This is a genomic window from Pseudomonas sp. TE50-2 (assembly GCF_040813665.1).
Lineage (GTDB): Bacteria > Pseudomonadota > Gammaproteobacteria > Pseudomonadales > Pseudomonadaceae > Aquipseudomonas > Aquipseudomonas soli.
The window spans coordinates 1,551,534-1,574,449 of record NZ_JBFNXN010000001.1 but is presented as its reverse complement, the minus strand read 5'-3'; the positions used below and the strand labels follow the sequence as shown (position 1 = coordinate 1,574,449).

23 protein-coding genes and 1 pseudogene are annotated in these 22,916 nt (G+C 63.0%); 16 read left to right on the top strand and 8 right to left on the bottom strand.

What is annotated here, in order from left to right; translation table 11 throughout:
* Positions 1-169: 169 nt before the first annotated feature.
* Positions 170-940, top strand: a complete 771-nt coding sequence (locus AAHK21_RS07105) for a helix-turn-helix domain-containing protein (protein WP_367856846.1) — start codon at positions 170-172, stop codon at positions 938-940.
* A gap of 459 nt (positions 941-1,399) precedes the next feature.
* A pseudogene (locus tag AAHK21_RS07100) lies at positions 1,400-1,633 on the top strand (phage tail protein); the annotation flags it as partial.
* Between the two features lie 261 nt (positions 1,634-1,894).
* Here AAHK21_RS07100 and AAHK21_RS07095 read toward each other — a convergent pair.
* Positions 1,895-2,782, bottom strand: coding sequence for a LysR family transcriptional regulator (locus tag AAHK21_RS07095; RefSeq protein WP_110697921.1), 888 nt, complete (start codon positions 2,780-2,782; stop codon positions 1,895-1,897).
* Between the two features lie 192 nt (positions 2,783-2,974).
* On the opposite strand from AAHK21_RS07095, the gene moaB reads away from it, so the two are divergent.
* Positions 2,975-3,514, top strand: a complete 540-nt coding sequence (gene moaB / locus AAHK21_RS07090; RefSeq protein ID WP_367856845.1) for a molybdenum cofactor biosynthesis protein B — start codon at positions 2,975-2,977, stop codon at positions 3,512-3,514.
* Between the two features lie 82 nt (positions 3,515-3,596).
* Here the strand turns inward: moaB and AAHK21_RS07085 are convergent, their stop codons facing one another.
* Together AAHK21_RS07085 and moaA are read right to left on the bottom strand one after the other, a co-directional pair.
* Positions 3,597-4,496, bottom strand: coding sequence for a bestrophin family protein (locus AAHK21_RS07085; RefSeq protein ID WP_367856844.1), 900 nt, complete (start codon positions 4,494-4,496; stop codon positions 3,597-3,599).
* A gap of 21 nt (positions 4,497-4,517) precedes the next feature.
* The gene (gene moaA / locus AAHK21_RS07080) at positions 4,518-5,522 is read right to left on the bottom strand and encodes a GTP 3',8-cyclase MoaA (protein WP_367856843.1); all 1,005 of its coding nucleotides are present in this window, start codon (positions 5,520-5,522) and stop codon (positions 4,518-4,520) included.
* A 254-nt stretch (positions 5,523-5,776) separates the two neighbouring features.
* Here moaA and AAHK21_RS07075 point away from each other — a divergent pair, with 254 nt between their 5' ends.
* A complete protein-coding gene (locus tag AAHK21_RS07075; RefSeq protein ID WP_367856842.1) occupies positions 5,777-8,104 on the top strand; it encodes an FdhF/YdeP family oxidoreductase in 2,328 nt (775 codons plus the stop codon).
* A gap of 120 nt (positions 8,105-8,224) precedes the next feature.
* Here AAHK21_RS07075 and AAHK21_RS07070 read toward each other — a convergent pair whose 3' ends face one another.
* Positions 8,225-8,683 (bottom strand): Lrp/AsnC family transcriptional regulator, encoded by a 459-nt coding sequence (locus AAHK21_RS07070; protein ID WP_046856697.1) that lies wholly within the window; start codon positions 8,681-8,683, stop codon positions 8,225-8,227.
* A gap of 152 nt (positions 8,684-8,835) precedes the next feature.
* Here AAHK21_RS07070 and AAHK21_RS07065 point away from each other — a divergent pair, with 152 nt between their 5' ends.
* A complete protein-coding gene (locus AAHK21_RS07065) occupies positions 8,836-10,011 on the top strand; it encodes a PLP-dependent aspartate aminotransferase family protein (RefSeq protein ID WP_367858965.1) in 1,176 nt (391 codons plus the stop codon).
* A gap of 27 nt (positions 10,012-10,038) precedes the next feature.
* Here the strand turns inward: AAHK21_RS07065 and AAHK21_RS07060 are convergent, their stop codons facing one another.
* Positions 10,039-10,275, bottom strand: a complete 237-nt coding sequence (locus tag AAHK21_RS07060) for a YdcH family protein (protein WP_046856695.1) — start codon at positions 10,273-10,275, stop codon at positions 10,039-10,041.
* Between the two features lie 116 nt (positions 10,276-10,391).
* On the opposite strand from AAHK21_RS07060, the gene AAHK21_RS07055 reads away from it, so the two are divergent.
* From AAHK21_RS07055 to AAHK21_RS07035, 5 genes are all read left to right on the top strand, one after another.
* Positions 10,392-10,757, top strand: coding sequence for a 5-carboxymethyl-2-hydroxymuconate Delta-isomerase (locus AAHK21_RS07055; RefSeq protein ID WP_046856694.1), 366 nt, complete (start codon positions 10,392-10,394; stop codon positions 10,755-10,757).
* 164 nt (positions 10,758-10,921) lie between these two features.
* A complete protein-coding gene (locus AAHK21_RS07050) occupies positions 10,922-12,559 on the top strand; it encodes a phosphoethanolamine transferase (RefSeq protein WP_367856841.1) in 1,638 nt (545 codons plus the stop codon).
* Between the two features lie 100 nt (positions 12,560-12,659).
* Entirely contained in the window at positions 12,660-13,793 is a 1,134-nt protein-coding gene (rnd, locus tag AAHK21_RS07045; RefSeq protein WP_110697933.1) for a ribonuclease D, read from the top strand.
* Complete coding sequence (locus tag AAHK21_RS07040; protein ID WP_023630461.1) at positions 13,790-14,083, top strand: YcgL domain-containing protein; 294 nt, start codon at positions 13,790-13,792, stop codon at positions 14,081-14,083. The genes rnd and AAHK21_RS07040 overlap by 4 nt, the downstream gene beginning before the upstream one ends.
* Before the next feature lie 75 nt (positions 14,084-14,158).
* Positions 14,159-15,091, top strand: a complete 933-nt coding sequence (locus AAHK21_RS07035) for a D-2-hydroxyacid dehydrogenase (protein ID WP_367856840.1) — start codon at positions 14,159-14,161, stop codon at positions 15,089-15,091.
* A 112-nt stretch (positions 15,092-15,203) separates the two neighbouring features.
* Here the strand turns inward: AAHK21_RS07035 and AAHK21_RS07030 are convergent, their stop codons facing one another.
* Positions 15,204-15,797, bottom strand: coding sequence for a nitroreductase family protein (locus AAHK21_RS07030; protein ID WP_102681718.1), 594 nt, complete (start codon positions 15,795-15,797; stop codon positions 15,204-15,206).
* A gap of 146 nt (positions 15,798-15,943) precedes the next feature.
* Here AAHK21_RS07030 and AAHK21_RS07025 point away from each other — a divergent pair, with 146 nt between their 5' ends.
* Complete coding sequence (locus AAHK21_RS07025; protein ID WP_367856839.1) at positions 15,944-16,393, top strand: YcgN family cysteine cluster protein; 450 nt, start codon at positions 15,944-15,946, stop codon at positions 16,391-16,393.
* Between the two features lie 26 nt (positions 16,394-16,419).
* Positions 16,420-17,628, top strand: coding sequence for a hypothetical protein (locus AAHK21_RS07020; protein ID WP_367856838.1), 1,209 nt, complete (start codon positions 16,420-16,422; stop codon positions 17,626-17,628).
* A gap of 92 nt (positions 17,629-17,720) precedes the next feature.
* On the opposite strand, the gene AAHK21_RS07015 is transcribed toward AAHK21_RS07020, so the two are convergent.
* Positions 17,721-18,044, bottom strand: a complete 324-nt coding sequence (locus AAHK21_RS07015) for a DUF2892 domain-containing protein (protein ID WP_367856837.1) — start codon at positions 18,042-18,044, stop codon at positions 17,721-17,723.
* A gap of 189 nt (positions 18,045-18,233) precedes the next feature.
* On the bottom strand, positions 18,234-18,464 hold the full coding sequence (locus tag AAHK21_RS07010; RefSeq protein ID WP_367856836.1) for a hypothetical protein: 231 nt from the start codon (positions 18,462-18,464) through the stop codon (positions 18,234-18,236).
* Between the two features lie 464 nt (positions 18,465-18,928).
* Here AAHK21_RS07010 and AAHK21_RS07005 point away from each other — a divergent pair.
* The 4 genes from AAHK21_RS07005 to AAHK21_RS06990 all read left to right on the top strand — a co-directional run bounded on the left by AAHK21_RS07005 (position 18,929) and on the right by AAHK21_RS06990 (position 22,899).
* Positions 18,929-20,292, top strand: a protein-coding gene (locus AAHK21_RS07005; protein WP_367856463.1) for an IS3 family transposase whose coding sequence is annotated in 2 segments (ribosomal slippage) — positions 18,929-19,394 and positions 19,394-20,292 — 1,365 coding nt in all. Because the reading frame shifts where the segments join, the coding sequence is not laid out codon by codon here.
* A 174-nt stretch (positions 20,293-20,466) separates the two neighbouring features.
* Positions 20,467-21,645: an integrase core domain-containing protein gene (locus AAHK21_RS07000; protein ID WP_367856464.1), complete on the top strand. Its 1,179-nt coding sequence runs from the start codon at positions 20,467-20,469 to the stop codon at positions 21,643-21,645.
* Between the two features lie 150 nt (positions 21,646-21,795).
* Positions 21,796-22,062 (top strand): hypothetical protein, encoded by a 267-nt coding sequence (locus AAHK21_RS06995; protein ID WP_367856835.1) that lies wholly within the window; start codon positions 21,796-21,798, stop codon positions 22,060-22,062.
* A 114-nt stretch (positions 22,063-22,176) separates the two neighbouring features.
* The gene (locus AAHK21_RS06990; RefSeq protein WP_367856834.1) at positions 22,177-22,899 is read left to right on the top strand and encodes a GntR family transcriptional regulator; all 723 of its coding nucleotides are present in this window, start codon (positions 22,177-22,179) and stop codon (positions 22,897-22,899) included.
* The last annotated feature ends 17 nt before the right edge of the window (positions 22,900-22,916 follow it).

The following is a 22,916-nucleotide window of genomic DNA, read 5'->3' as shown; positions in this document are numbered from 1 at the left end:
GTCATGGGGCGGCTTGCGTGGGGCATAGAGTGGACCGATCGGGGGCTCGGTTCTTGATGGTTTTCTGCAAGGTGGGTGACGAAATCGGCATAGTCGGGAGCAAGTGCTGGCGCTCGGAGGGGGCTGCTGACTAGGCTTGCAGGGCGCCAGAACCACTAGAGATAACCGCATGCCCGAGCAACCGTTGACTGCGCTGTACCAGCACCTCGACCAGCACCGCCCCGAATCCCTCGAAGCCCTGCTCACCGGCGTGGTCTGGCTGCTGCCGATGCTGGACGTCATCGCCAATGCGGCGATCTTCATCAAGGACGACCAGGCTCGCTATGTGCTGGCCAACCGCACGCTGGTCCAGCGCTGCGGTTTGAAACACCTGCAACCGCTGCTGGGCAAGACCAGCGCCGAGGTGTTCCCGGCGCGCCTGGGCCCCGGCTACACCGAGCAGGACCGCCGGGTGCTGGAGCAGGGCCAGGTGTTGGAGGACCAGCTCGAGCTGCACCTGTACGGCAGCCGCGAGCCGGGCTGGTGCCTGACCCACAAGCGCCCGCTGTACGACGCGGCGGGGGCGATCATCGGCCTGGTGGGCATTTCGGTCGACCTGCAGTCAGCCGCCGACACCCACCCCGCCTACCAGCGGTTGGCGGCGGTGGACGCGCATATCCGCGCGCATTTCCACCAGCCGATCAGCATGGGCGAGCTGACGCGCATCGCCGGCATCTCGGTGGCGCAACTGGAGCGCTACTGCAAGCGGGTGTTCCACCTCACACCCCGGCAGATGATCCACAAGGCCCGTCTGGAACATGCGCACCACCTGCTGCACAGCGACCTGCCGATCATCGAGGTGGCGCTGCGCTGTGGCTACACCGACCACAGCGCGTTCAGCCGGCAGTTCAGGCAACTGACCGGTTTCACGCCGCGGCAGTACCGGATGGCAACGAATTGAAGGTTTTATGCATAGATGCATTGATTGAATATGCTTTAATGCATATAATGGGTTTCTGCGCTACTCAGTAGCGTGTGTAAATTCAATCGATACAGGATGTTCACGATGACAACCGCTTATACCGCCAAGAATTCCCTGCCTTTTGCGGCGCTACCCACTACCGATGGTGTCGTGCAGTATTTTCGTGCGACCAGCACCAACGTAGCGGATGCGTCCTATGCTCCCGATGGTCTGGCAGCTGCGCCGATCTACGGCCTCGGTGGCCAGCTGTTGCAAGGTAACGAGATTGTCGCTGGCGGCAACGTGACGCTGGTGTCCTACCTCGGTCCACTGCTCAATCAGGGGGCCCTTTGCTGGATCCTGCTGAACTGCGAGGGTGGTGCCCAGCAGGTGGCCAATGCCACGCATAGCCAGCATGCCGTCACGCTTGGCCAGATCATCGGTTTCTCCGGAGCCGCGCCTGGTGACATCAAGTTCTCCGCAGCCAACGAGGCGCCGGTTGGCTGGCTGAAGGCCAATGGAGCATTGGTGTCTCGCGCCGAGCATGGTGCATTGTTCGCAGCCATCGGCACCACCTATGGCGCTGGCGATGGTGTCACGACCTTCGGCCTGCCTGACCTGCGCGGTGAGTTCATCCGTGGCTTCGATGACGGCCGTGGGGTAGACCAAGGCCGGGCATTCGGCTCCTGGCAGAAGGGCAGCCTCTACCCCTACGACACCACCCAGAACAGTGCGAACGGTGTCTGGAGTGCATCTACCACACAGAACGACGGTCCGGCTTCGCAAGTCGCGATGGGCGTGGATGCCTACTCCACCGCCGAGTATTCGACCATTTCGCTGGGTGGGGTCGATGCGAGGGTCAACTATGCATTGCCAGGTCTGTTCGGTGATCGTGGTTACTCCGGGATCACCCGCCCACGCAACATGGCCATGCTCGCATTGATCAAGTGCTGATCACTCGCTGCTGAACAGGGCGCGGGCCTCGTCGAAGCACTGCTCGGCGATGGCCGAGCGCGGCTCGCTGCGGCGCAACAGCAGGCCGACCGGGCTGTGGATGCTAGCCTCCTGCACGGGGATGATGCGCATGTGCTGGCTGAGGTCTTCCAGGCCGCAATCCAGTGGCATGATCGCGCAGCACACGCCGGTGTTGATCGCCTGGATCAGCTGGAAGGTCGAGTCACTCTCGAGCACGGCGTTGGGCGTGAGGCCGCGGCTGCGGAAGCTCAGGTCGAGGGACTGGCGGTAGTGCATGCCTTTGCTCAGCAGGCCCAACGGCAGGTCGCCGAGGTCTTCCCAGTGCAGGCTGTCGGCCTCGAACTGGAAGTGCCGGGTGTCGTGCAGCAGGCCCATGGTGGTGATGCTCAGTTCGATCACTTCGAAGAAGCTGGTGTTGACCTGGTCGAGGTAGCAGATGCCGAGGTCGAGCTGGTTGCGGCTCAGGCCGTCGATCACCTGCTCGGAGCTCAGCGACGACAGCTGGAAGTGCAGCTCTGGGTATTTCGCGCGCAACGGCATCAGCAGTTGCATGGGGTTGAAGCTGGCCAGCGGCACGGTACCCAGGCGCAGGCTGCCGACCACCTGGCCCCGGCAGCTGGCGGCCTCGGCCTGCAGGCCGTCGTGGGCGGCTAGCAGGGTGCGGGCCCAGGCCAGGATGCGTTCGCCGGCTTCGGTGAAGCCTTCGAAGCGCTGGCCGCGTTTGACCAGCACCAGGTCGAGTTCGTCTTCGAGGTTGCGCAGGCGCATGGACAGGGTCGGCTGGGTGATGTGGCACAGCGCCGCGGCCTGGCCGAAGTGGCGGGTCTGGTCGAGGGCGATGAGGAACTTGAGCTGTTTGATGTCCATGGTGCGGCCTGGGTTGCGGGGTGGGTAGACCTTAACCAAGAGTGAAGCACCTGGCTAATCATTGCTGACAAATTCGCTGGCCTGTCGCGGGCAGGCGATAGAAACCGTCGATCACCCGGTACGCGCTATCGATTGGACGCTACCGGGGCTTCTCTCTAACGTGGCCGCCAAGCCAATCCTGGAGCAAAGGCCATGAGCGTGAAACCGGACGCGGTGTTCGTACCGCTGAACATCGCGGTGCTGACCGTCAGCGACACCCGCACTTTCGAGACCGACACATCCGGCGAGCTGCTGGCCAGCCGCGCTGTCGGCGTGGGCCACCGCCTGGTGGCGCGCGAGCTGCTCAAGGACGACCTGTACAAGATCCGCGCCCAGGTCGCCACCTGGATCGCCGATGAACAGGTGCAGGTGGTACTGATCACCGGCGGCACCGGTTTCACTGGCCGCGACAGCACGCCGGAAGCGGTGGACTGCCTGCTGGACAAGCGCATCGACGGGTTCGGCGAGTTGTTCCGCGCCTTGTCGATTCTCGATATCGGTACCTCGACCGTACAGAGCCGGGCCCTGGCCGGCATGGCCAACGGCACCCTGGTGTGCTGCCTGCCGGGCTCGACCGGCGCCTGCCGCACGGCATGGGAGGGGATCCTGGCCGAGCAGCTGGATGCGCGGCATCGGCCGTGCAACTTCGTCCCGCACCTCAAAGCAATCGGGGCCTGCGAAAGCCGCGGTTGATTCGACTCTATCGCGGAGCAAGTTCTTTCCCACGCATTCCCTGAACACAGTTGTTGCCGGTACGGCCCTATCGCCGGCAATGTCAACTCAACACATGATCCACCGGCACCAACGCCGGTGGCAGTGGCTCATGCCCCAACGCCGACAGCACATCACGCTCTATGGTGCGCACCAGCGCATCGGTCGGCAGGTCGTTCTCATCCCGCCCGAAGGGGTCTTCCAGCTCGTTGCCGATCGCATCCAGGCCGAAGAAGGTGTAGCTGACGATGGTGGTGAACAGCGGTGCCAGCCAGCCCAGCGGTTCGGCCAGGGCGAACGGCAGCAGCAGGCAGAAGATATAGATGGTGCGGTGCAGCAGCAGGGTATAGGGGAACGGCAGTGGCGTGCCCTTGATCCGCTCGCAGGTGGCTTGCACGTCCGACAGGCCGGCCAGACGCTGCTCCAGCAAGGTGTAGCGGAACTCGCTGATCGCTCCACGCTCCGCCAGCCGTGAACAATGTTCGCCCACCTTGCGCAGGATGCCGTCGCAGACATTGTGCGTCACTATCTGCGCCTTCTCGCCCAGCCAGGGGCGGGCGGCGCCGAGCTCGTCTTCGTTGCGCAGCCGGGCATTGAGGGCATGGGCGAAGGCACAGAGACTGCGCAGCAGTTCCTTGCGCAGCGCCTCATCCTTGATCGCCACGCTTTCGCGCACGAACGAGCGCACCTCGATGATCATCCGCCCCCAGGCCTTGCGGCCTTCCCACCAGCGGTCGTAGCAGGCGTTGTTGCGAAAGCTCATGAAGATCGACAGCGACAGCCCCAACAGGGTGAAGGGCGTGGCGCTGACCGGATAGAACAGCGCCGGGTAGTGCCGCTCGACCAGCACGATCAGCGCTGCGAGCAAGGTCACCGCCAGGCAGCGCAGGGCGATGCGCTGGACGATCGAGCCTTTGAGGGTGAACAGCACGCGCAGCATGTCGGGGCGTGAGTGGACGATCAAGGCGGTTCCAGAGGCGGCCGATCAGCCGCCGGTCATGTTCATGAAGCGCAGGATCTGCACCTCGCCGCCCACTTCGAAGTGGTGACGGTAGGGTTTGAGCTGCATGGCGTCGCGAATGGCTTTTTCCAGGCGGGCGCTGTCGCCGGGGTGCTGGCGCATGACCTGCTTGAGGTCCACCGAGTGTTCGTTACCCAGGCACAGCAACAGGCGGCCTTCGACGGTCAGGCGCACGCGGTTGCAGGTGGCGCAGAAGTTGTGGCTGTGGGGAGAGATGAAACCGACCCGGGTGTTGGGCGCCTCGGCCAGGCGCCAGTAGCGCGCCGGGCCCTGGGACGACTCGGCCGACTCGACCAGGGTGAAGTGCTCGGCCAGGCGCGTGCGTACGTCGTCGCTGGAGCAGAACGACTCGCCGCGCTCGTGCTCGCTGATCACGCCCAGGGGCATCTCTTCGATGAACGAGATGTCCAGTTCGCGGTCGATGGCGAAACGCACCAGGTCGACGATCTCGTGGTCGTTGCGGCCCTTGAGCACCACCGCGTTGAGCTTGGTGCGGCGAAAGCCCGCGGTGCGGGCGGCGTCGATGCCGGCGATCACCTGCGCGAGGTCGCCGGTGCGGGTCAGGGCACGGAAGCGCTCGGGGTCGAGGCTGTCGAGGCTGATGTTCAGGCGCGACACGCCGGCATCGAACAGCGGCTGGGCCAGGCGGCCGAGCTGCGAGCCGTTGCTGGTCAGGCACAGTTCGCGCAGGCCGGGCAGGGCGGCGATGCGCCCGCAGAGCTCGACGATGCCTTGGCGTACCAGCGGCTCGCCGCCGGTCAGGCGGATCTTGCGGGTACCCAGGGCGACGAAACGCTCGGCGACCTGGTACAGCTCTTCGAGGCTGAGAATCTGCTGGCGCGGCAGGAACTGCATGTCTTCGGCCATGCAATAGACGCAGCGAAAGTCGCAGCGGTCGGTAACCGACATCCGCAGGTAATCGACTTTGCGGTTGAAACCGTCGATCAGGGCCTGGGGGTTCTTTTCCACGTTCGCGCTCGACATTGAAGTGGCTGGGGGCGGCGAAAGGCCGCGGATAAGGTCCAAGCTATAACCTGCGCCCATTGGCGTCAAATTGCTTTGCCCGACCATTCGATCAGTCTCCTCTATCACGGCTGCAAGCCGCGCTGGCCAAGGGCTGGGGCCGGTGATCGAAACGGTTTATCACGCCGTCATTTATTTCGATTGGACGCAGCAGGGGGCGCTTCTTAGGCTGGAAAAAACACCGTGCGGAGAAGCGCAGCATGAGCCAGGACGAACATATCAGGGACTACAAGGGGCCGGCCGCCGGCTGGGGCGCGCTCAAGAGCGTGACCAAGAGCTGGCTGGGCAGCGAGAACGCCTTCAAGAACCTGCGGGCCATGCTCAAGACCAACCAGAACGGTGGTTTCGACTGCCCGGGTTGCGCCTGGGGCGAATCGCCGGAAAGCGACATGGTCAAGTTCTGCGAGAACGGCGCCAAGGCGGTCAACTGGGAAGCCACCGGGCGCTCGGTGGATCCGGCGTTCTTCGCCCGCTACAGCGTCAGCGCCTTGCTCGAACAGACCGACTACTGGCTCGAGTACCAGGGCCGCATCACCCACCCGATGCGCTACGACGCGGCCACCGATCATTACGTCGAGATCAGCTGGGACGAGGCATTTGCCCTGGTCGCCCGGCACCTGAACGGCCTCGCTTCGCCCGACCAGGCCGAGTTCTACACCTCGGGCCGGGCCAGCAACGAGGCGGCGTTCCTCTACCAGTTGTTCGTGCGTGCCTACGGCACCAATAATTTCCCCGACTGCTCGAACATGTGCCACGAGGCCAGCGGCGTGGGCATGGCCGAAACCCTCGGCGTGGGCAAGGGCACCGTGGTGTTCCATGACCTGGAGCTGGCCGATGCGATCTTCGTGATTGGCCAGAACCCCGGCACCAACCACCCGCGCATGCTCGAACCGCTGCGCGAGGCGGTCAAGCGTGGTGCCCAGGTGGTCTGCTTCAACCCGCTGAAAGAACGTGGCCTGGAGCGCTTCCAGCACCCGCAGCACCCGTTCGAGATGCTCAGCAATGGCTCCGAGCCGACCAACACCGCGTACTTCCGTCCGGCGCTGGGTGGCGACATGGCGGCCATGCGCGGCATCGCCAAGTTCCTCCTGCAGTGGGAGCGCGAGGCGCAGCTGAACGACGAGCCTCCGGTGTTCGACCACGCCTTCATCGCCGAACACACCAGTGGCGTCGAGGCCTACCTGGCCGTGGTGGATGCCACGCCCTGGGACCATATTGTCGAGCAGTCGGGCCTGAACAAGGCTGAGATCGAGCTGGCCGCGCGCATGTACCGCAAGGCCGAGCGGGTGATCATGTGCTGGGCCATGGGCGTCACCCAGCACCGCCACTCGGTGCCCACCGTGCAGGAAATCGTCAACCTGCAGCTGCTGCGTGGCAACGTCGGCAAGCCCGGCGCCGGCCTGTCGCCGGTGCGCGGCCACAGCAACGTGCAGGGCGACCGCACCATGGGCATCGACGAGAAGCCCAAGGCTGCGCTGCTCGACGCCATCGAGAAACGCTTCCAGTTCGAGGTGCCCCGCGAGCACGGCCATAACGCCGTGCTGGCGATCCAGGCAATGGAAGAAGGGCGGGCCAAGGTGTTCGTCGCCCTGGGCGGCAACTTCGCCCAGGCGACTCCGGACACCCCGCGTACCCATGCGGCGCTACGCAACTGTGAGCTGACCGTGCAGATCTCCACCAAGCTCAACCGTTCGCACCTGGTCACCGGGCGTGATGCGCTGATCCTGCCGTGCCTGGGGCGCACCGAGATCGATATCCAGGCCGAAGGGCCGCAGGGCGTCACCGTGGAGGACACCTTCAGCATGGTGCATATCTCCCATGGCCAGCTGAAACCGCGTTCTGCACTGCTGCGTTCGGAGCCGGCCATCGTTGCTGGCATGGCCAAGGCCACCCTGGGCAATCGGCCTATCGACTGGGACTATGCGATTGCCGACTATGGCCGTATCCGCGGCATGATCGCCGACGTGATTCCCGGCTTCGCCGACTTCAACGCACGCCTGCAGCATCCGGGCGGCTTCCACCTGGGCAACCACGCGGCGGACCGCAACTTCCGCACGGCCACCGGCAAGGCGCGTTTCACCCCGAGCCAGTTGCCGGAGCAACTGGTCAACGCGGCTGTGCTGGCTCGCGGTGACAAGCCGGACCTGATCCTGCAGACCTTGCGTTCCCACGACCAGTACAACACCACGCTGTATGGGCTCGATGACCGTTACCGTGGCGTGTTCGGGCTGCGCGAGGTGGTGTTTGTCAACGAGGCCGATATCCGTCGCCTGGGCTTCGAGCCGGGCGAGCACGTGGATATCGTGTCGTTGTGGGAGGACGGCCTCGAGCGGCGAGTGTCGGGCTTCCGTCTGGTGTCCTATGACGTGCCTGAAGGGCAGGCGGCGGCGTATTACCCGGAGACCAATCCGTTGGTGCCGCTGGAAAGCTACGGCGAGGGAACCTACACACCAACCTCGAAGTTCGTAGCGATCAGGCTGGAGAAGGCCAAGGCGGGGAACCGGATCGAGGCCACCCTGGCTGACTGACAGGGTCGACCTCATCGCTGGCAAGCCAGCTCCCACAGGGAGGGCGTTTGGCTTGAGCTCGGCGCGGTCGGGGTGGGAGCCGGCTTGCCGGCGATGAGGCCGGTCCTGCCAGGCGCCATTTCAGCGCCCGACCGGATACGCCGTGGTGTACTTCATCTGCTCCATGGCAAAACTCGAGGTGATGTTCGACAGGCCGTCGGTGCTGGTGATCAGCTTCTTGTAGAAGCGGTCGTAGGCGGCTATGTCGCCCACCACCACCCGCAGCATGTAGTCCCAGTCGCCGGACATGCGATACACCTCCATCACCTCCTCGAACGCCGTCACCGTGGCGGCGAACTGCGCCAGCCAGGCGCTGTCGTGGCGCTGGGTCTTGAGCTGGACGAACACCGTCAGGCCCAGGCCCAGGCGCTCGGGGTCGAGCAGGGCGACGCGGCCGCGAATGTAGCCTTCCTCCTCCAGGCGCTTGACCCGCTTCCAGCACGGCGTGGTGGACAGGTTGACCGCTTCGGCCAGGTCCTTGAGGGACAGCGAGGCGTCGCGCTGGAGCAGGGTGAGGATGTGCTGGTCGAAACTGTCCATGACGTCGTGTCGCCGATTACGGGAAAAGTTTTCCGAGAGTAGCCGCTCGCAGGGAACGTTGGAACCGTTTCAGCCGCTGCGTCGACGGAAATGTTCCGCTGGCGCCTTGGGGTGGTGGATATGAGATAGTGGTGGTTTTCCACCCTCAGGCAATGGACCCGACCATGTCCGACAAACCGCGCAATTTCGCCACCCGCACCATCCACGCCGGCGAGCAGTCCAGCGTCGCCGACAACGCCATCTTCCCGGCCATCGTCACCTCCAGCTCGTTCATCAAGCGCGGCCTGGACGACAACCCCGAATACGCCTACAGCCGGGTCAGCAACCCGACCCGGCATGCCTACGAGACCTGCGTGGCCGCACTGGAGGAGGGCGTCGGCGCGGTCGCCTGCGCCTCGGGCGTCAGCGCCACCGCCACGGTGCTCGAGCTGCTGTCCAAGGATGCCCATGTGGTGGTGATGAACGGCGTCTACGGCGGCACCTTCCGCCTGCTGGAAGACTACCGTGGACGCACCTCGGGCCTGACCACCACCTACGTCGACCTCAACGACGTCGAGGCGGTGGCTGCGGCGATCCGCCCCGAGACCCAGCTGATCTGGATCGAGTCGCCGACCAACCCGCTGCTGCACCTGGTGGACATCAAGGCGGTCTGCGAGCTGGCCCGTGAGCGGGGGGTGATGACCTGCATCGACAACACCTTCTGTTCGCCGTGGAACCAGCAGCCGATCACCTTGGGCGTGGACCTGGTGATGCATTCGGCGAGCAAGTACATCGGCGGCCATTCCGACCTAACCGGCGGCGTGGTGGTGGCGGCCAATAACGAGCTGCTGGGACGCCTGCGCAAGATCAGCATGGCGGTCGGCGCGATCCAGGGGCCGTTCGACTGCTACCTGGCGCTGCGCGGGCTGAAGACCCTCGATGTGCGCATGGAGCGCCAGAGCGCCAACGCCCTGCGTGTGGCGCAGTTCCTCGAACAGCATCCGCAGGTCGAGCAGGTCTACTACCCGGGCCTGGAAAGCCACCCGCAGCATGACCTGTGCAAGCGTCAGATGCGCACGGGCGGCGCGGTGGTGGCGTTGCGCATCAAGGGCGACCGGGCCGCGGTCAACCGCCTGGTCGAGGCGCTGTCGATCTTCGTCCTGGCCGACTCGCTGGGCGGTGTGGAGAGCATGATCAACCACTCCTGGAGCATGTCGCACAACTCCCTGAGCCCGGAGCAGAAGGGCGTGATGGGGATCAGTGAGAACCTGCTGCGGCTGTCGATCGGGATCGAGGATTACCGCGATCTGATCGAGGATCTGGAGGGGGCGCTGAAGGCGTCCGCGTAACGGACGCCGACGTTATCGCGGGGGAAATCAGGATTTGGGTGGGTGGACGATGCGTTCGATCTTGTCCTTGATCAGCACCCGCTCCTTGCGCAGGCGGTTTACGGTGTCGTCGCCGGTGGCATTGCCTTCGGCGGCGAGCACTTCCTTGTCCTTGGCGTTGTATTCCTTGTGCAGCTTGTGCAGGTCGTGATCCTTGTCGATCAGGGCCTGGAACTGTTCGGCGGTCACGTGCAGGTCTGCGAGCAAATCATGCGGAACTGGCATTTCTTCACCTCTCTCAGGGTTGGTAAACGAGCCTGAACCAAGAGGATAGTCGCCTTTGCCGTATTGCGGGACTGGGTTAGGCTGTCGCATCCCCCTGCGTGAACGGAACCTGCGCCATGCCTCACCTGAACCTGGAATACAGCGACAACCTGCGCGATCTCAATGTCGATGTGCTGCTGCTGCGCCTGAACCACGCCCTGGTCGGCAGTGGCCAGTTTGCCGAGGAGCTGGACATCAAGAGCCGCGCCCAGGCCTTTGCCCAGTACCGGGTGGGCACCGCCCCGGGCGAACGGGCCTTCGCCCATGTGCGCCTGGCGATCCTCAGCGGGCGTACGCAGCAGGTGAAACAGCAGTTGTCGAACAGCCTGCTCGAGGTGTTGCGCGAGGCGATTGCGGCCCAGCCTGGGCTGGACATTCAGCTGTGCGTGGAAGTCCTGGATATCGACCGCGAGCCGTACGCCAAACTTCGCCTGCCTGGCTGAATGGCAGCTGAATGAAAGTTGTTTAATTCATGAAAGACGCCGGCCCACCAATTGTTGGCGTCTTTTTCACAAAAAATTGATGCTAGGCTTTCTAGAGTTCGGCCAACTTTCCAACCTGCCCGTCCGGGCGTGTTGGCCGCTGATGAACTCTTGTTGCGAACGCCATGCTCAAATTCAAATCCCTGCGCACTGAATGGGTCACGTTGCTGGCCAGCCTGTACCTGTTGATCGGCTTCAATACCTTGCTTTGGGAGCACCTGGAGTCCATCGTGCCGCCGGGCATGGTGGGGCTGTGGTTGAGCCTGGCATTCGCCGTGCTGATGCTGTTCGCCTTCAATCTCATCCTCACTTTGCTGGCGTTTCGTTATGTATTGAAACCCGTATTGATTGTATTGTTCATCAGCGGTGCAAGTGTCGCTTACTTCATGAATCAATATGGCGTACTTATTGACGCCGGCATGTTTCGCAATGTGGCCGAAACCAATGTTACGGAAGTGCGCGACCTGCTTTCGCTGAAGTTCGCCGCTTATATCCTGCTGTTGGGTGTACTGCCGTCGCTGCTGGTGTGGAAGGCCAGGATCGCCTATCGCCCCTGGCACCGCGAGCTGCTGGGCAAGCTGGTGGTCAGCGGGGCCTGCGTCGCGGCCCTGGGCTCGGTGGCGCTGGTCAACTACCAGGGCTTGGCGTCGTTGTTTCGCAACCACCATGAACTGCGCCTGATGCTTACGCCGAGCAATATCGTGGGGGCCTCCATCGGCTATGTCAGCGAGCAAGTGGGCACGGCTACCCGGCCCTTCCAGCGCTATGGCGAGGATGCCCGTCGCGATGCGGCCTGGCAGCAGCACCAGCGCAAGTCGCTGACCGTGCTGGTGGTCGGCGAAAGTGCCCGGGCGGAAAACTTCGGCCTGCTCGGCTATGCCCGCGACACTACCCCGCAATTGAACAAGGAGAAGGGCCTGCTGAGCTTTACCGACGTCCACTCCTGCGGCACCGAGACCGCCGTGTCGGTGCCCTGCATGTTTTCCGGCATGCCGCGCAAGGACTACGACGCCCGCGTGGCGAAGAACCGCGAAGGCCTGCTCGACATCCTCCAGCGCGCGGGGTTGGCAGTGCAGTGGCGCGACAATCAGTCCGGCTGCAAGGGCACCTGTGACCGGGTGCAATTTATCGACGTGAGCAACCTGCAGGACCCAAGCCTGTGTGCCAGCGGCGAATGCCATGACGAGATCCTCCTGCAGGGCCTTGCCGAGTTGCTCGACAACCTCGACCAGGACACCGTGCTGGTGCTGCACCAGATGGGCAGCCATGGCCCGGAATACTTCAAGCGCTACCCGGCCGGCAGCGAACCCTTCAACCCGGTGTGCCGCAGCAACGCCCTGAACCAGTGCAGCCAACAGGAGATCGTCAACGGCTACGACAACACCCTGGCCTACACCGACAAGGTGCTGGCGACCTTGATCGATACCTTGCGCAGCAAGCAGGACAAGGTCGACACCGCGATGATCTATCTTTCAGATCATGGCGAGTCGCTGGGCGAGTACAACCTGTTCCTGCACGGCACGCCCTACATGATCGCACCGGAGCAGCAGAAGCACGTGCCGCTGCTGGCCTGGTTCTCCGACAGCTACCGCGAGGACTTCGGCGTGGACACCGAATGCCTGGGCAAGCTGCGCGATGCGCCGTTGTCCCAGGACAACCTGTTCCACTCGATGCTCGGCCTGTTGCAGGTGCGCACCGAGGTCTACCAGCGCTCGCTGGACCTGTTTGCCGGCTGCCGACCCTGGCTGGCGGCCGATCGCTGAGCGTACCGACGATCAGCACCAAGGATGGCGTGGCTTGCGAGGTTTCACCCATTGCGCCCGCGCCGTATATACTGCGCGCCAATGTTAGTGGGAGAGCCTCGTGGCCATCGAAATTCACTGGATCCGTGACGACCAGACCCTGGCCCAGCACTGCCGAAGCTGGCGTGAGCTGCCCTTTGTGGCCCTCGACACCGAATTCATGCGGGTCGACACCTTCTACCCGAAAGCCGGGTTGATCCAGATCGGTGACGGCAAACGTGCCTTCCTCATCGACCCTTTGCTGATTCGCGACTGGCAGCCGCTGGCCGAGCTGCTCGAAGACAATGGCGTGGTCAAGGTGCTGCACGCTTGCAGCGAAGACCTGGAGGTCCTGCTGCGCCTGACCGGCAAGCTGCCGCAGCCACTGTTCGACACCCAGCTCGCCGCCGGCTACCTGAACATCGGTTTCTCCATGGGCTATTCGCGTCTGGTGCAGGACGTGCTGGGGCTCGAACTGCCCAAGGGCGAGACCCGCTCCGACTGGCTGCAGCGCCCGCTCTCGGAGACCCAGGTCAGCTACGCCGCCGAAGATGCCGTGCACCTGGCCGAACTGTTCAGCGCCTTGCGCCCGCGGCTGTCGGACGACAAGTACGCCTGGGTGCTCGAGGACGGTGCCGAGCTGGTTGCCGCGCTGCGCCGTGAAGTCGAGCCCGAGACCCTCTACCGCGACGTCAAGCTGGCATGGAAGCTCGGCCGCCAGCAGTTGGCCGTGCTGCGCGAGCTGTGCGCCTGGCGCGAGCGTGAGGCCCGCAGCCGCGATGTGCCGCGCAATCGCATCCTCAAGGAACATTCGTTGTGGCCCATGGCCAAGAGCCAGCCAGACAGCCCGTCGGCGCTGGCGAAAATCGATGAAATGCACCCGCGCACCATCCGCCAGGACGGCGAGGCGCTGATCCAGCTGATCAAGCGCGCCGCCAGCCTGCCGCAGGAGCAATGGCCCGCGCCGCTGCCCGAGCCGCTGCCGATCGAAGCCGCCGGCATTCTCAAGCGCCTGCGCGCCATCGGCCAGGCCGAAGGCGAGCGCCTGGGCATCGCCCCGGAGCTGATGCTGCGCAAGAAAGCCCTCGAAGCGCTGCTCAAGAGCGGCTATCCCGACGGTCCCTATCAACTGCCCGATGCACTGCGCGGCTGGCGTCGCGAGCGCATGGGCCAGGCCCTGCTGGACGATCTTGCCGGTGCCGGAGATTCACGATGAAACGTATCTGCTCGATCTACAAGAGCCCCCGCAAGAACGAAATGTACCTGTATGTGCTCAAGGCCGATGGCCTGGAGCGTGTGCCCGAGGGGCTGCTGCCTTTCTTCGGCACGCCCGTGCACGCCTTCGACCTGGTGCTCAGCCCCGAGCGCAAGCTGGCCCGCGAGGATATCGCCAAGGTGCTGGAAAACCTCGACAACCAAGGCTACCACCTGCAGATGCCGCCGCCGGACGACGACTACATCGAGCACCTGCCCGAAGAACTGCTGCGCCGCAACGACCCGGCCTGATCCGGGCACGGTCTCTTCTCTGTCTGCGGCCCGCCTGGCGGGCCGCTTCCGTTGTTTGCCAAGGTTGTGTGTCACATGCGCGTTCTGATCGCTGAACAGGATCATGCCAACTATGCCCGCCTGCTGGGCGAGGCGGCGCCGGACCTGGAGGTCCTGACCAGTGGCGATTCCGCCGAACTGGCCCGCCTGGCCCCCGACTGCCCGGTATGGCTGGGGCAGCCCGACCTGCTGGCCAGCCTGTTGCGCCAGGGCCACAAACCCCAGTGGATGCAATCGACCTGGGCCGGCATCACGCCGTTGCTGGCCGACGGCCTGCCGCGCGACTACCGGCTGACCCGGGCGGTGGGGATCTTTGGCCAGGTGATGGCTGAGTACATGCTCACCTACATGCTTGGTCATGAGCGCGATGTGCTGTCGCGCCTGGTCAGCCAGGTCGAGCGGCGTTGGGACGATCGGCCAGGGCGGACCCTGGAAGGACGCCGGGTGCTGATCGTCGGCACCGGCGATATCGGCCAGCAAGTCGCCGAGTTCCTCGTGCCCTTTGGCGTCACCTTGTACGGGGTAGCCAGCAGTGCCCGTGAGCAGGCGCCGTTCGTCGAGGTTGCCGGGCTCGACCAGTTGCCTCGCCTGGTCGGCGAGGCCGACTACGTGCTCAACCTGTTGCCCGACACACCAGCCACCCATGACCTGTACGATGCGGCACTGTTCAAGTGCTTCCGCTCCAGTGCCTTGTTCATCAATGCCGGGCGCGGCGTGGCGGTGGTCGATGCCGACCTGGTCGAGGCGCTCAAGCAAGGGCACCTGGCCGGCGCGGTGATCGATGTCTGTCGCCAGGAGCCGTTGCCCCAGCGCCACCCGTTCTGGACTGCCTGGGGGCTGCTGCTGACTGGGCACAGCTCGGCGCCGACCTCGCCGGCGGCGATGGTGCGGTTGTTCGTCGGGAATGCGCAGGCGTATGCGGCGGGGCAGGGGTTGCGGGGCGAGGTGGATTTCGCGCGGGGGTATTGATCGTAGTCCGGCCGTTGCGGCCCTATCGCCGGCAAGCCGGCTCCCACAGGAGACCGCGCAACCTTGTGGGAGCCAGCTTGCCGGCGATGGGCCGGTGCTATCGAAGGAAGGCTTACAGGCTGAAGTCGCCTTCGGCCGCCAGCTCGCTCAACGGCCGGCGCGGGCTCGGCACTTCACGGGCCTGCAGGCCTTCGGCCAGGGTCGCCTTGTCGCCCAGCTTGCCGATTGCCACCATTGCGTGCAGTGCGTAGCCCTCGGGGATCTTCAGCTCGCGCCGGGCCAGGTCCTGGTCGAAGCCGGCCATGCCGTGGGTGTGCCAGCCGCTGATGCTGGCCTGCAACGCCAGATGGCCCCAGGCCGAGCCGGTGTCGAAGGTGTGCCACAGGGCCGGCTTCTCTTCATCGGAGCCGGGTGCGGCGAAGGTGGTCTTGGAGATGATCAGCACCAGCGCCGAGGCATGCTGCGCCCAGCTGCGGTTGAACTCGTTGAGGATGTCCAGGTAGCGCGCCCAGCTCGGCGTGTCGCGGCGGGCATAGAGGAAACGCCACGGCTGCGAGTTGTAGGCCGACGGCGCCCAGCGTGCGGCCTCGAGGAAGCTCAGCAGGGTTTCCTGGCTGATCGGCTCGTTGGTGAAGGCGCGGGGCGACCAGCGATTGATGAACTGCTCGTTGATGGCGTAGTCGGCGATGCGTGGGGTGGCGCTCATGGGGTGCTCCTGCAAGGGCTGGGACAAAGACCGCACGCTACTGCGTCCGGTGAGCACTGACAAGCGGTCTGGCGTTGCCGCCGGACTGCCTCTAGACTGGCGCCGCCGCGCGCCGCGGATTGATGTTGACTGCAGGAACACGTGTGATGATCGCCGATACCGCGCCCTTCTGGCGGCGCAAGACCCTCGACCAGCTCGATGTGCAAGAGTGGGAGTCGCTGTGCGACGGCTGCGGCCTGTGCTGCCTGCAGAAGCTCGAGGACGAAGAGGACAACAGCGTCTACTACACGAGCATCGCCTGCAAGTTGCTCGACCTGCAGACCTGCCAGTGCAGCGACTATCCCAATCGCTTCCGCTTCGTGCCCGATTGCATCCAGCTGACCCCGGGCAAGGCCGACCAGTTCAAGTGGCTGCCGCCCACCTGCGGTTATCGCCTGGTCAGCGAAGGCCACGACTTGCCGTCGTGGCACCACCTGGTCTGCGGCGATCGCGGGCAAGTGCATGAGCAACGCATTTCCCGGTCCGGGCGGATGCTCAGCGAGAACGACGTGGATGAAGACGACTGGGAAGACCACCTGATTTTTCGCGCGGGTTGAGCCGCGCGGCTACAAGGAGTTTCGCTATGCGTCGCCCGCTGTTGATGGTGCTTGGCCTGCTGCTCAGCACTCAGGCGCTGGCCAGGAAAGTCGACCTGGACTATCAGGTTCGCCTGTTGCCGCAGAGCGGCCAGGCCGAGGTGCGCCTGACCTTGGCCGAAGGCAGTGTGGTGCGCAGCCTGGACTTCGACCTGGGCAAAGCCGGCGTCTACAGCGACTTCCTTGCTGATGGCCAGTGGCAGGTGCAGAACGGGCGCGGTGTCTGGCACCCGGCGTCAGGCAAGACCAGCCTCAGCTACCGCGTGCTGCTCGACCAGCAACCCAAGGGCGGTGTCCATGAAACCCGCATGACCGCGCACTGGGCGCTGTTCCGTGGCGATCAGCTGGTGCCGCCGGCGCGCCTTGACCAGCAGGACGGCACCGAGCTGGTGTCGCGCCTGGCTTTCGACCTGCCGACCGGCTGGAAGAGTGTCGAAACCGCCTGGCCGCGCATCGGTCGGCAGAAATTCCGCATCGATGACGTATCGCGCCTGTTCGACCGCCCCACCGGCTGGATGCTCGCCGGCAACCTGGGCAGCCGCCGTGCGCGCCTTGGCGACACCGAGGTGACCGTCGCCGCGCCGCAAGGGCAGGGCATGCGCCGCATGGACACATTGACCCTGTTGACCTTCGTCTGGCCGCAGTTGCAGTCGGTGTTTCCACGCAACCCGCCCAAGTTGCTGCTGGTCGGTGCCCGCGACGAGATGTGGCGTGGCGTGCTGCCAGGCAACAATTCCCTGTACTTGCACAGTGGCCGGCCGCTGATCAGCGAGAACGGCAACAGCCCGCTGTTGCGCGAACTGGTGCAATTGTTCGCCCAGATCAACGACCGCGATGGCAGCGACTGGCTCGGCGAGAGCCTGGCCGACTATTACGCCAGCGAGCTGCTGCGGCGTGCTGGAGGCATGAGCGACGACCGTTACGAGGCCTTGCAGGCGCGCTTGCACAAGCTTGGCGACAAAGTGAATCACCTCAAGGGTGCCAAGGCCAGCCCGGCCCAGGTGGCCCGCGGCGTGCTGCTGTTGCAGGCGCTGGACCGAGAGATCCGCCTGCACAACCACGACAAGCGCTCGCTGGACGATGTCGCCCGGGCGCTGATGCGCCTGTCGAGCGTCAGCACCGAGGAGTTCGTGCAGATCAGCGAGAACGTCCTGGGGCGGCAGTCCGAAGTATTGCAAAGCAAGGTATTGCGCTAGGCGCAGGATTTATCGCGGGGCAAGCCCGTTCCCACGACCCCGGACATCATTTTGAACGCCGGCTCGTGGTAGCGGGCTTGCCCGCGATGCTTTTAACCGCCGGTCACCGTCGCGGTACGGGTTGCCGCCTCGGCGCTGGCCTTCAGTGCCTTGAGCTCGGCAGCTCCTCGTTCTATGTCGCGATGCAGGCGCAGGTATTCGGCGCGATGCCGCAGCCACCACGCCTTGGTCGAGCAATGCCCGCTCACACCACGGGCCAGCGCCAGGCCGCCGACGGCAACCTGCACCATCCCCAGCAGGCCACCGTGGCGTAGCCCCTTGCTGATCATCAACGCGCCCCCAGCCAGGGAGCTGACGCGCTCCAGGCCGTGGACATTGTGTTCCGGTGTGTCCGTTGTCCAATGGGTATCGTGCATTGCCGGGTCTCCTCAGGTTGGTGATATCCAGCAGACTTTGACCAGCGTGCAAGCGTTCAGTGTAATTTGCCGCGTGGCTGCCCCGGACAACTTCGATGCAGCCCTGAGCAGGAGGGGTTATAGCAATTGGCTGCAGATGCTGTTGGCGAGCGTGTTGTTTGTAATGAAACTTTTGCTCAGCGTATTTAATCAGCTGTGGCACGAAAGAGCCGCCGTGGCTGAACGACTATGGAGAATCTCTAAATCTCGCTTTTGCCGTTGCCGTTGCTGTTGCTGTTGCTGTTGCTGTTGCTGTTGCTGTTGCTGTTGCTGTTGCTGTTGCTGTTGCTGTTGCTGTTGCTGTTGCTGTTGCTGTTGCTGTTGCTGTTGCTGTTGTTTTTTGCTTTTGCTTCTAAGTGCGCGATAGTTCAGGCGACACAAATTGCGACTTCAGGAGGCCGAACGGAGGTCTTGCGGAGGGAGGTGACGGGCATGGATGCCCGTCAAGCGCTGCGCCCCAGGATGGGGCGTTCAGCGCGGTCCTCCCGGGAGCAAGGCCGGAGTGAGGGGACCCCGGAGCGAAGCGTAGGGGCCGGATGAATGGAGCGAGGATTTTTTGGTTCCTTTTTGATCCTTCAAAAAGGGACCCGCCGTAAGGGCGGAAAGGTGATTATGCGTCACCATCGCAACTGAATGCGCATATAACTTTCAAAACACACACTGTGTAAGTCAAAGTCAAAGTCAAAGTCAAAGTCAAAGTCAAAGTCAAAGTCAAATGCGGTTGGTGTGGGTTTTTACAGTTGTAAGCGCATTCATTGGCTATACTGACGCATAGTCACCTTTTCGCCCTTACGTGAACTGACCCCCGAAAGTTGGACACCTTATCCCCAACCGGAGGGTGTTCCATGACGAAATACAACCTGGCACTCAAGCAGGCACTCATCGAAGAGTGCCTTTCTGCCCGCAGTGTTCATGAGGTGGCGCTCAAGCATGACCTGAGTCCATCGCTGTTACGCCGCTGGGTAAAGGGCTACGAGCAACACGGTGCAGCCGGTTTGATTGCCAAGTACAGCCACTACGACGCGCAGTTCAAATTGAAGGTTTTGCAGTGCATTGAGCAAGACGGACTGTCCGCCCAGCAAGCTTGCGTGCAGTTTGATATCCGCGGCCCGAGTAGCATCAGGCAATGGAAAAGGTTGTACGATAAAGGCGGAGTAGAAGCCCTTCACCCGCGCCGTACCCGAGAGTTCAGCATGCCCCGCAAGCCATCAAAACAGTCCAGCACAAGCCCGCCCACCCCAGCGGACAGCGAGCTGACACCAAAGCAAATGCTCGAAGAGCTGGAATACCTGCGCGCGGAGAATGCTTATCTAAAAAAGCTCGATGCCTTGATCCAAGCGGACCCTCGAACTGCGCAGGCAAGAAAACGCAGGCTATCCAAGGATTGAGGCGCGGGCATCGACTTGCTCTGCTGCTACGTGCTGCAGGGCTGGCACGCAGTACCTTTTATTACCAAAGCAAAGTGCTGGTGGCTGACAAGCATGCTGCTCTCAAAGAGCGCATCAACAGCCTCTATCACGGACATAAGGGGCGGTACGGCTATCGTCGTATCACTGCGGTCCTCGGGCACAATGGCGAGGTGGTCAACCACAAGAAGGTGCAGCGACTGATGCAGTTGATGGACCTCAAATCTCTGGTCAAAGTTAAGAAATATCGCTCGTACCGAGGCTCCGAGGGGGTTGTTGCATCTGATCTACTCAAACGCAAATTCAAGGCAGAAGCCCCCAATCAGAAATGGGCAACCGACGTGACAGAGTTCAAGGTAAAGGGGCAGAAGCTGTTTCTCTCGCCTGTGATGGACCTGTACAACGGCGAGATCCTTGCTTATCAGATCAACCGGCGTCCTGAGTTCAAGATGGTTTCGACAATGCTGGAGCAAGCCTTCGAGCGGCTGAATCCAGGTGACAAACCGATACTGCATTCCGATCAAGGCTGGCAATATCAACAGCCAACTTACCGGCATATGCTGGCTGGGAAGAATATCGAGCAGAGCATGTCACGTAAGGGCAATTGCCTGGACAACGCCGCCATGGAAAGCTTTTTCGGCACGCTCAAGAGCGAGTTTTTTTACCTGGAATCGTTTGAAAGTGTTGAGCAACTGGCATCAGGGCTAGAGGATTACATCGCCTACTACAACCAAGAACGCATCAGTCTCAGACTGAATGGCTTGAGTCCGGTAGAATTCCGAACCCAAGCGCTGGCCGCATAGCGCTACCTGTCCAACTTTCGGGGGTCAGTTCAACGGCGAGTCACTTTTTGTCAAACGCGACAAAAAGTAACCAAAAAACGCTGCGGGTATGACTCACCCACATGGGTTACAAATCAGTTCACGCACATAGGTAACAGTCTTTAACTGGCAGGGTCGGTTTTCGAGGATCTGACCATGCCTTGGCGAGAGCTGAAACCTATGGACCTTAAAATGCTTTTCATCGCGGATTACCTGCAGGGGCCGCCCAGCTTCAGCGCCCTGTGCCAGGCCTACGAGATCAGCCGAAAGACCGGCTACAAATGGGTCGAGCGATATGAGAAAGAGGGGCCTTCGGGGCTGGAAGAACGCAGCCGCCGCCGGTTGAACCAGGATTGGGTCGTACCCGCCGCAGTTCGCGAAGCCATCATCGAATTGCGCAGTCGAGGCGAAACGGAACCGGGGCCGAAAAAGATCCAGGCTGCGCTGCAGGAGCGTTTCCCTGATCAGGCGCCGCCCTCGAAGACAGCGATCTACAACATCCTCAAGAAAGCCGAATTGGTCAAACCACGCCGCTTACGTCAGCGTGTAGCGGTCTATCCCAAGCCCCTGGAGAAGGCCGAGTCGCCTAACCAGCTGTTCAGTGCGGACTACAAAGGTCAATTCCTGACAGGTGCAGGCGTCTGGTGCTATCCGCTGACGATCATGGATCACGCCAGTCGTTTCCTGCTCGCCTGTCACAGCATGCCCAATACCAACCTGCTGGAAACCCAGGCCGTTTTCACCCAAGTGTTCCGAGAGAATGGCTTGCCTGAGCGGATTCGTACCGATAACGGTGTGCCGTTTGCCAGTAAGGGGCGTGCGGGACTTTCTCAGCTGTCGATCTGGTGGCTGCGTCTAGGCATCATTCCCGAGCGTATTGCGCCTGGTCGGCCTGAACAAAATGGCCGCCACGAGCGCATGCATCGAACGCTCAAAAGCACGCTCCCATCGCCGCCGGCAGTGGCCTGGGAGGCTCAACAACGGCACTTTGATCGCTTTCGGCAGCACTACAATCATGAGCGCTTGCATGAAGCGCTGAAGCAGAAAACACCGGCGTCTTGCTACCAGCCATCTCCACGCCCATTCCCTGAAAAGCTCCCCGAAATGACCTATCCCAGTCATATCGAGAGCTTGCCGGCTGATAGCTCCGGCATCATCAATCGCCGGGGCTTGAGGATCTACGTAGGTTATGTGCTCAAGCACCAGACCATTGGACTGGAGCAGGTTGGGGATGGCATCTGGGATGTTATTTTCGGCCCCATCATCCTTGGCAGGGTCGATGTGCGGGATGCCACTGATGGTTATGTAACACTCAAGGTGTTGTCACCTATGTGAGTGAACTTTTGTGTAACCCATGTGGGTGATCCGTACATCGCTCCATTCATCCGGCCCTCCGCTTCGCTCCGGGTTCCCTCACTCCGGCCTTGCTCCCGGGAGGACCGCGCTGAACGCCCCATCCTGGGGCGCAGCGCTTGACGGGCATCCATGCCCGTCACCTCCCTCCGCAAGACCTCCGTTCGGCCTCCTGAAGTCGCGAAGTTACGGGCGGCGCCTGGGCTGGCGCAGCTGTCGCTCGCGGGCTTCGGGGGTAGACTTCTGATCGGCAACGGCAACGGCAACGGCAACGGCAACGGCAACGGCAACGGCAACGGCAACGGCAACGGCAACGGCCCACGGTGGCGTGCACTTCGCCGCGTAGACGCCTGGCTTGCACGGGAGCCGGATGTGATCAAATACCCCCGTAATCCCTAAGCCCCACCTCCTGTGAACCGTTCATCAAAAAAGCTGTAGACACATTGTCTAACGGCGCTCTATATTCATTATACAAATTGTAGACACAAGCATATGACAACCAAAAAGGCCGCCATGAAAGCCAACGCTGATGTCCAACCGTCCACCGACGAGGTGCCCATCGATCGCAAGGGCGTGCTTGCCGAGGCCCTGCGCCGGCGCATCCTCAGCATGGAGCTGGCGCCGGGAGCGGTGGTCGACGAGCTGGCGCTGTGCGACGAATTCGGCCTGTCGCGGCCTCCGGTTCGCGAGCTGTTGCGGCAGATGGCTGCCGAGGGTTATGTGGAGCTGGAGGCCAACCGGGCCCCGCGGGTGGCGGCAATGAACCACGACTCGCTGCACAGCTTCTTCCTGGCCGCGCCGCTGATCTACATCGCCACCACGCAACTGGCGGCCACCCATGCCACGGCGGCGGAGATCGAAGGCCTCAAGGCCATCCAGGCACTGTTCCGCCAGGCCATCGAGAGCAAGGACGTGGAAAACCGCGTGCTCTACAACGATGCCTTCCACCTGGAGATCGGCAAGATCGCCCACAACGACTACCTGCTGCCCAGCCTGCGCCGCCTGCTGATCGACCACACCCGCCTGGGCAAGATCTTCTACCGTCACCCGACCACCGACGACATGCAGCGCGACCTCGAGCTGGCCTGCATGCAACACGATCAGATGATCGAGGCGATCGAACGCCGCGATCCGCAAACCGCGGGGCAACTGGTGCGCGAGCACTTCGAGCTGTCCCGTCGGCGCATGGCCGAATACGCGGCGCCCCAGGGAATGGAAGTGGCACTGGCCTTGTGACGTGATGCTCACCGCCC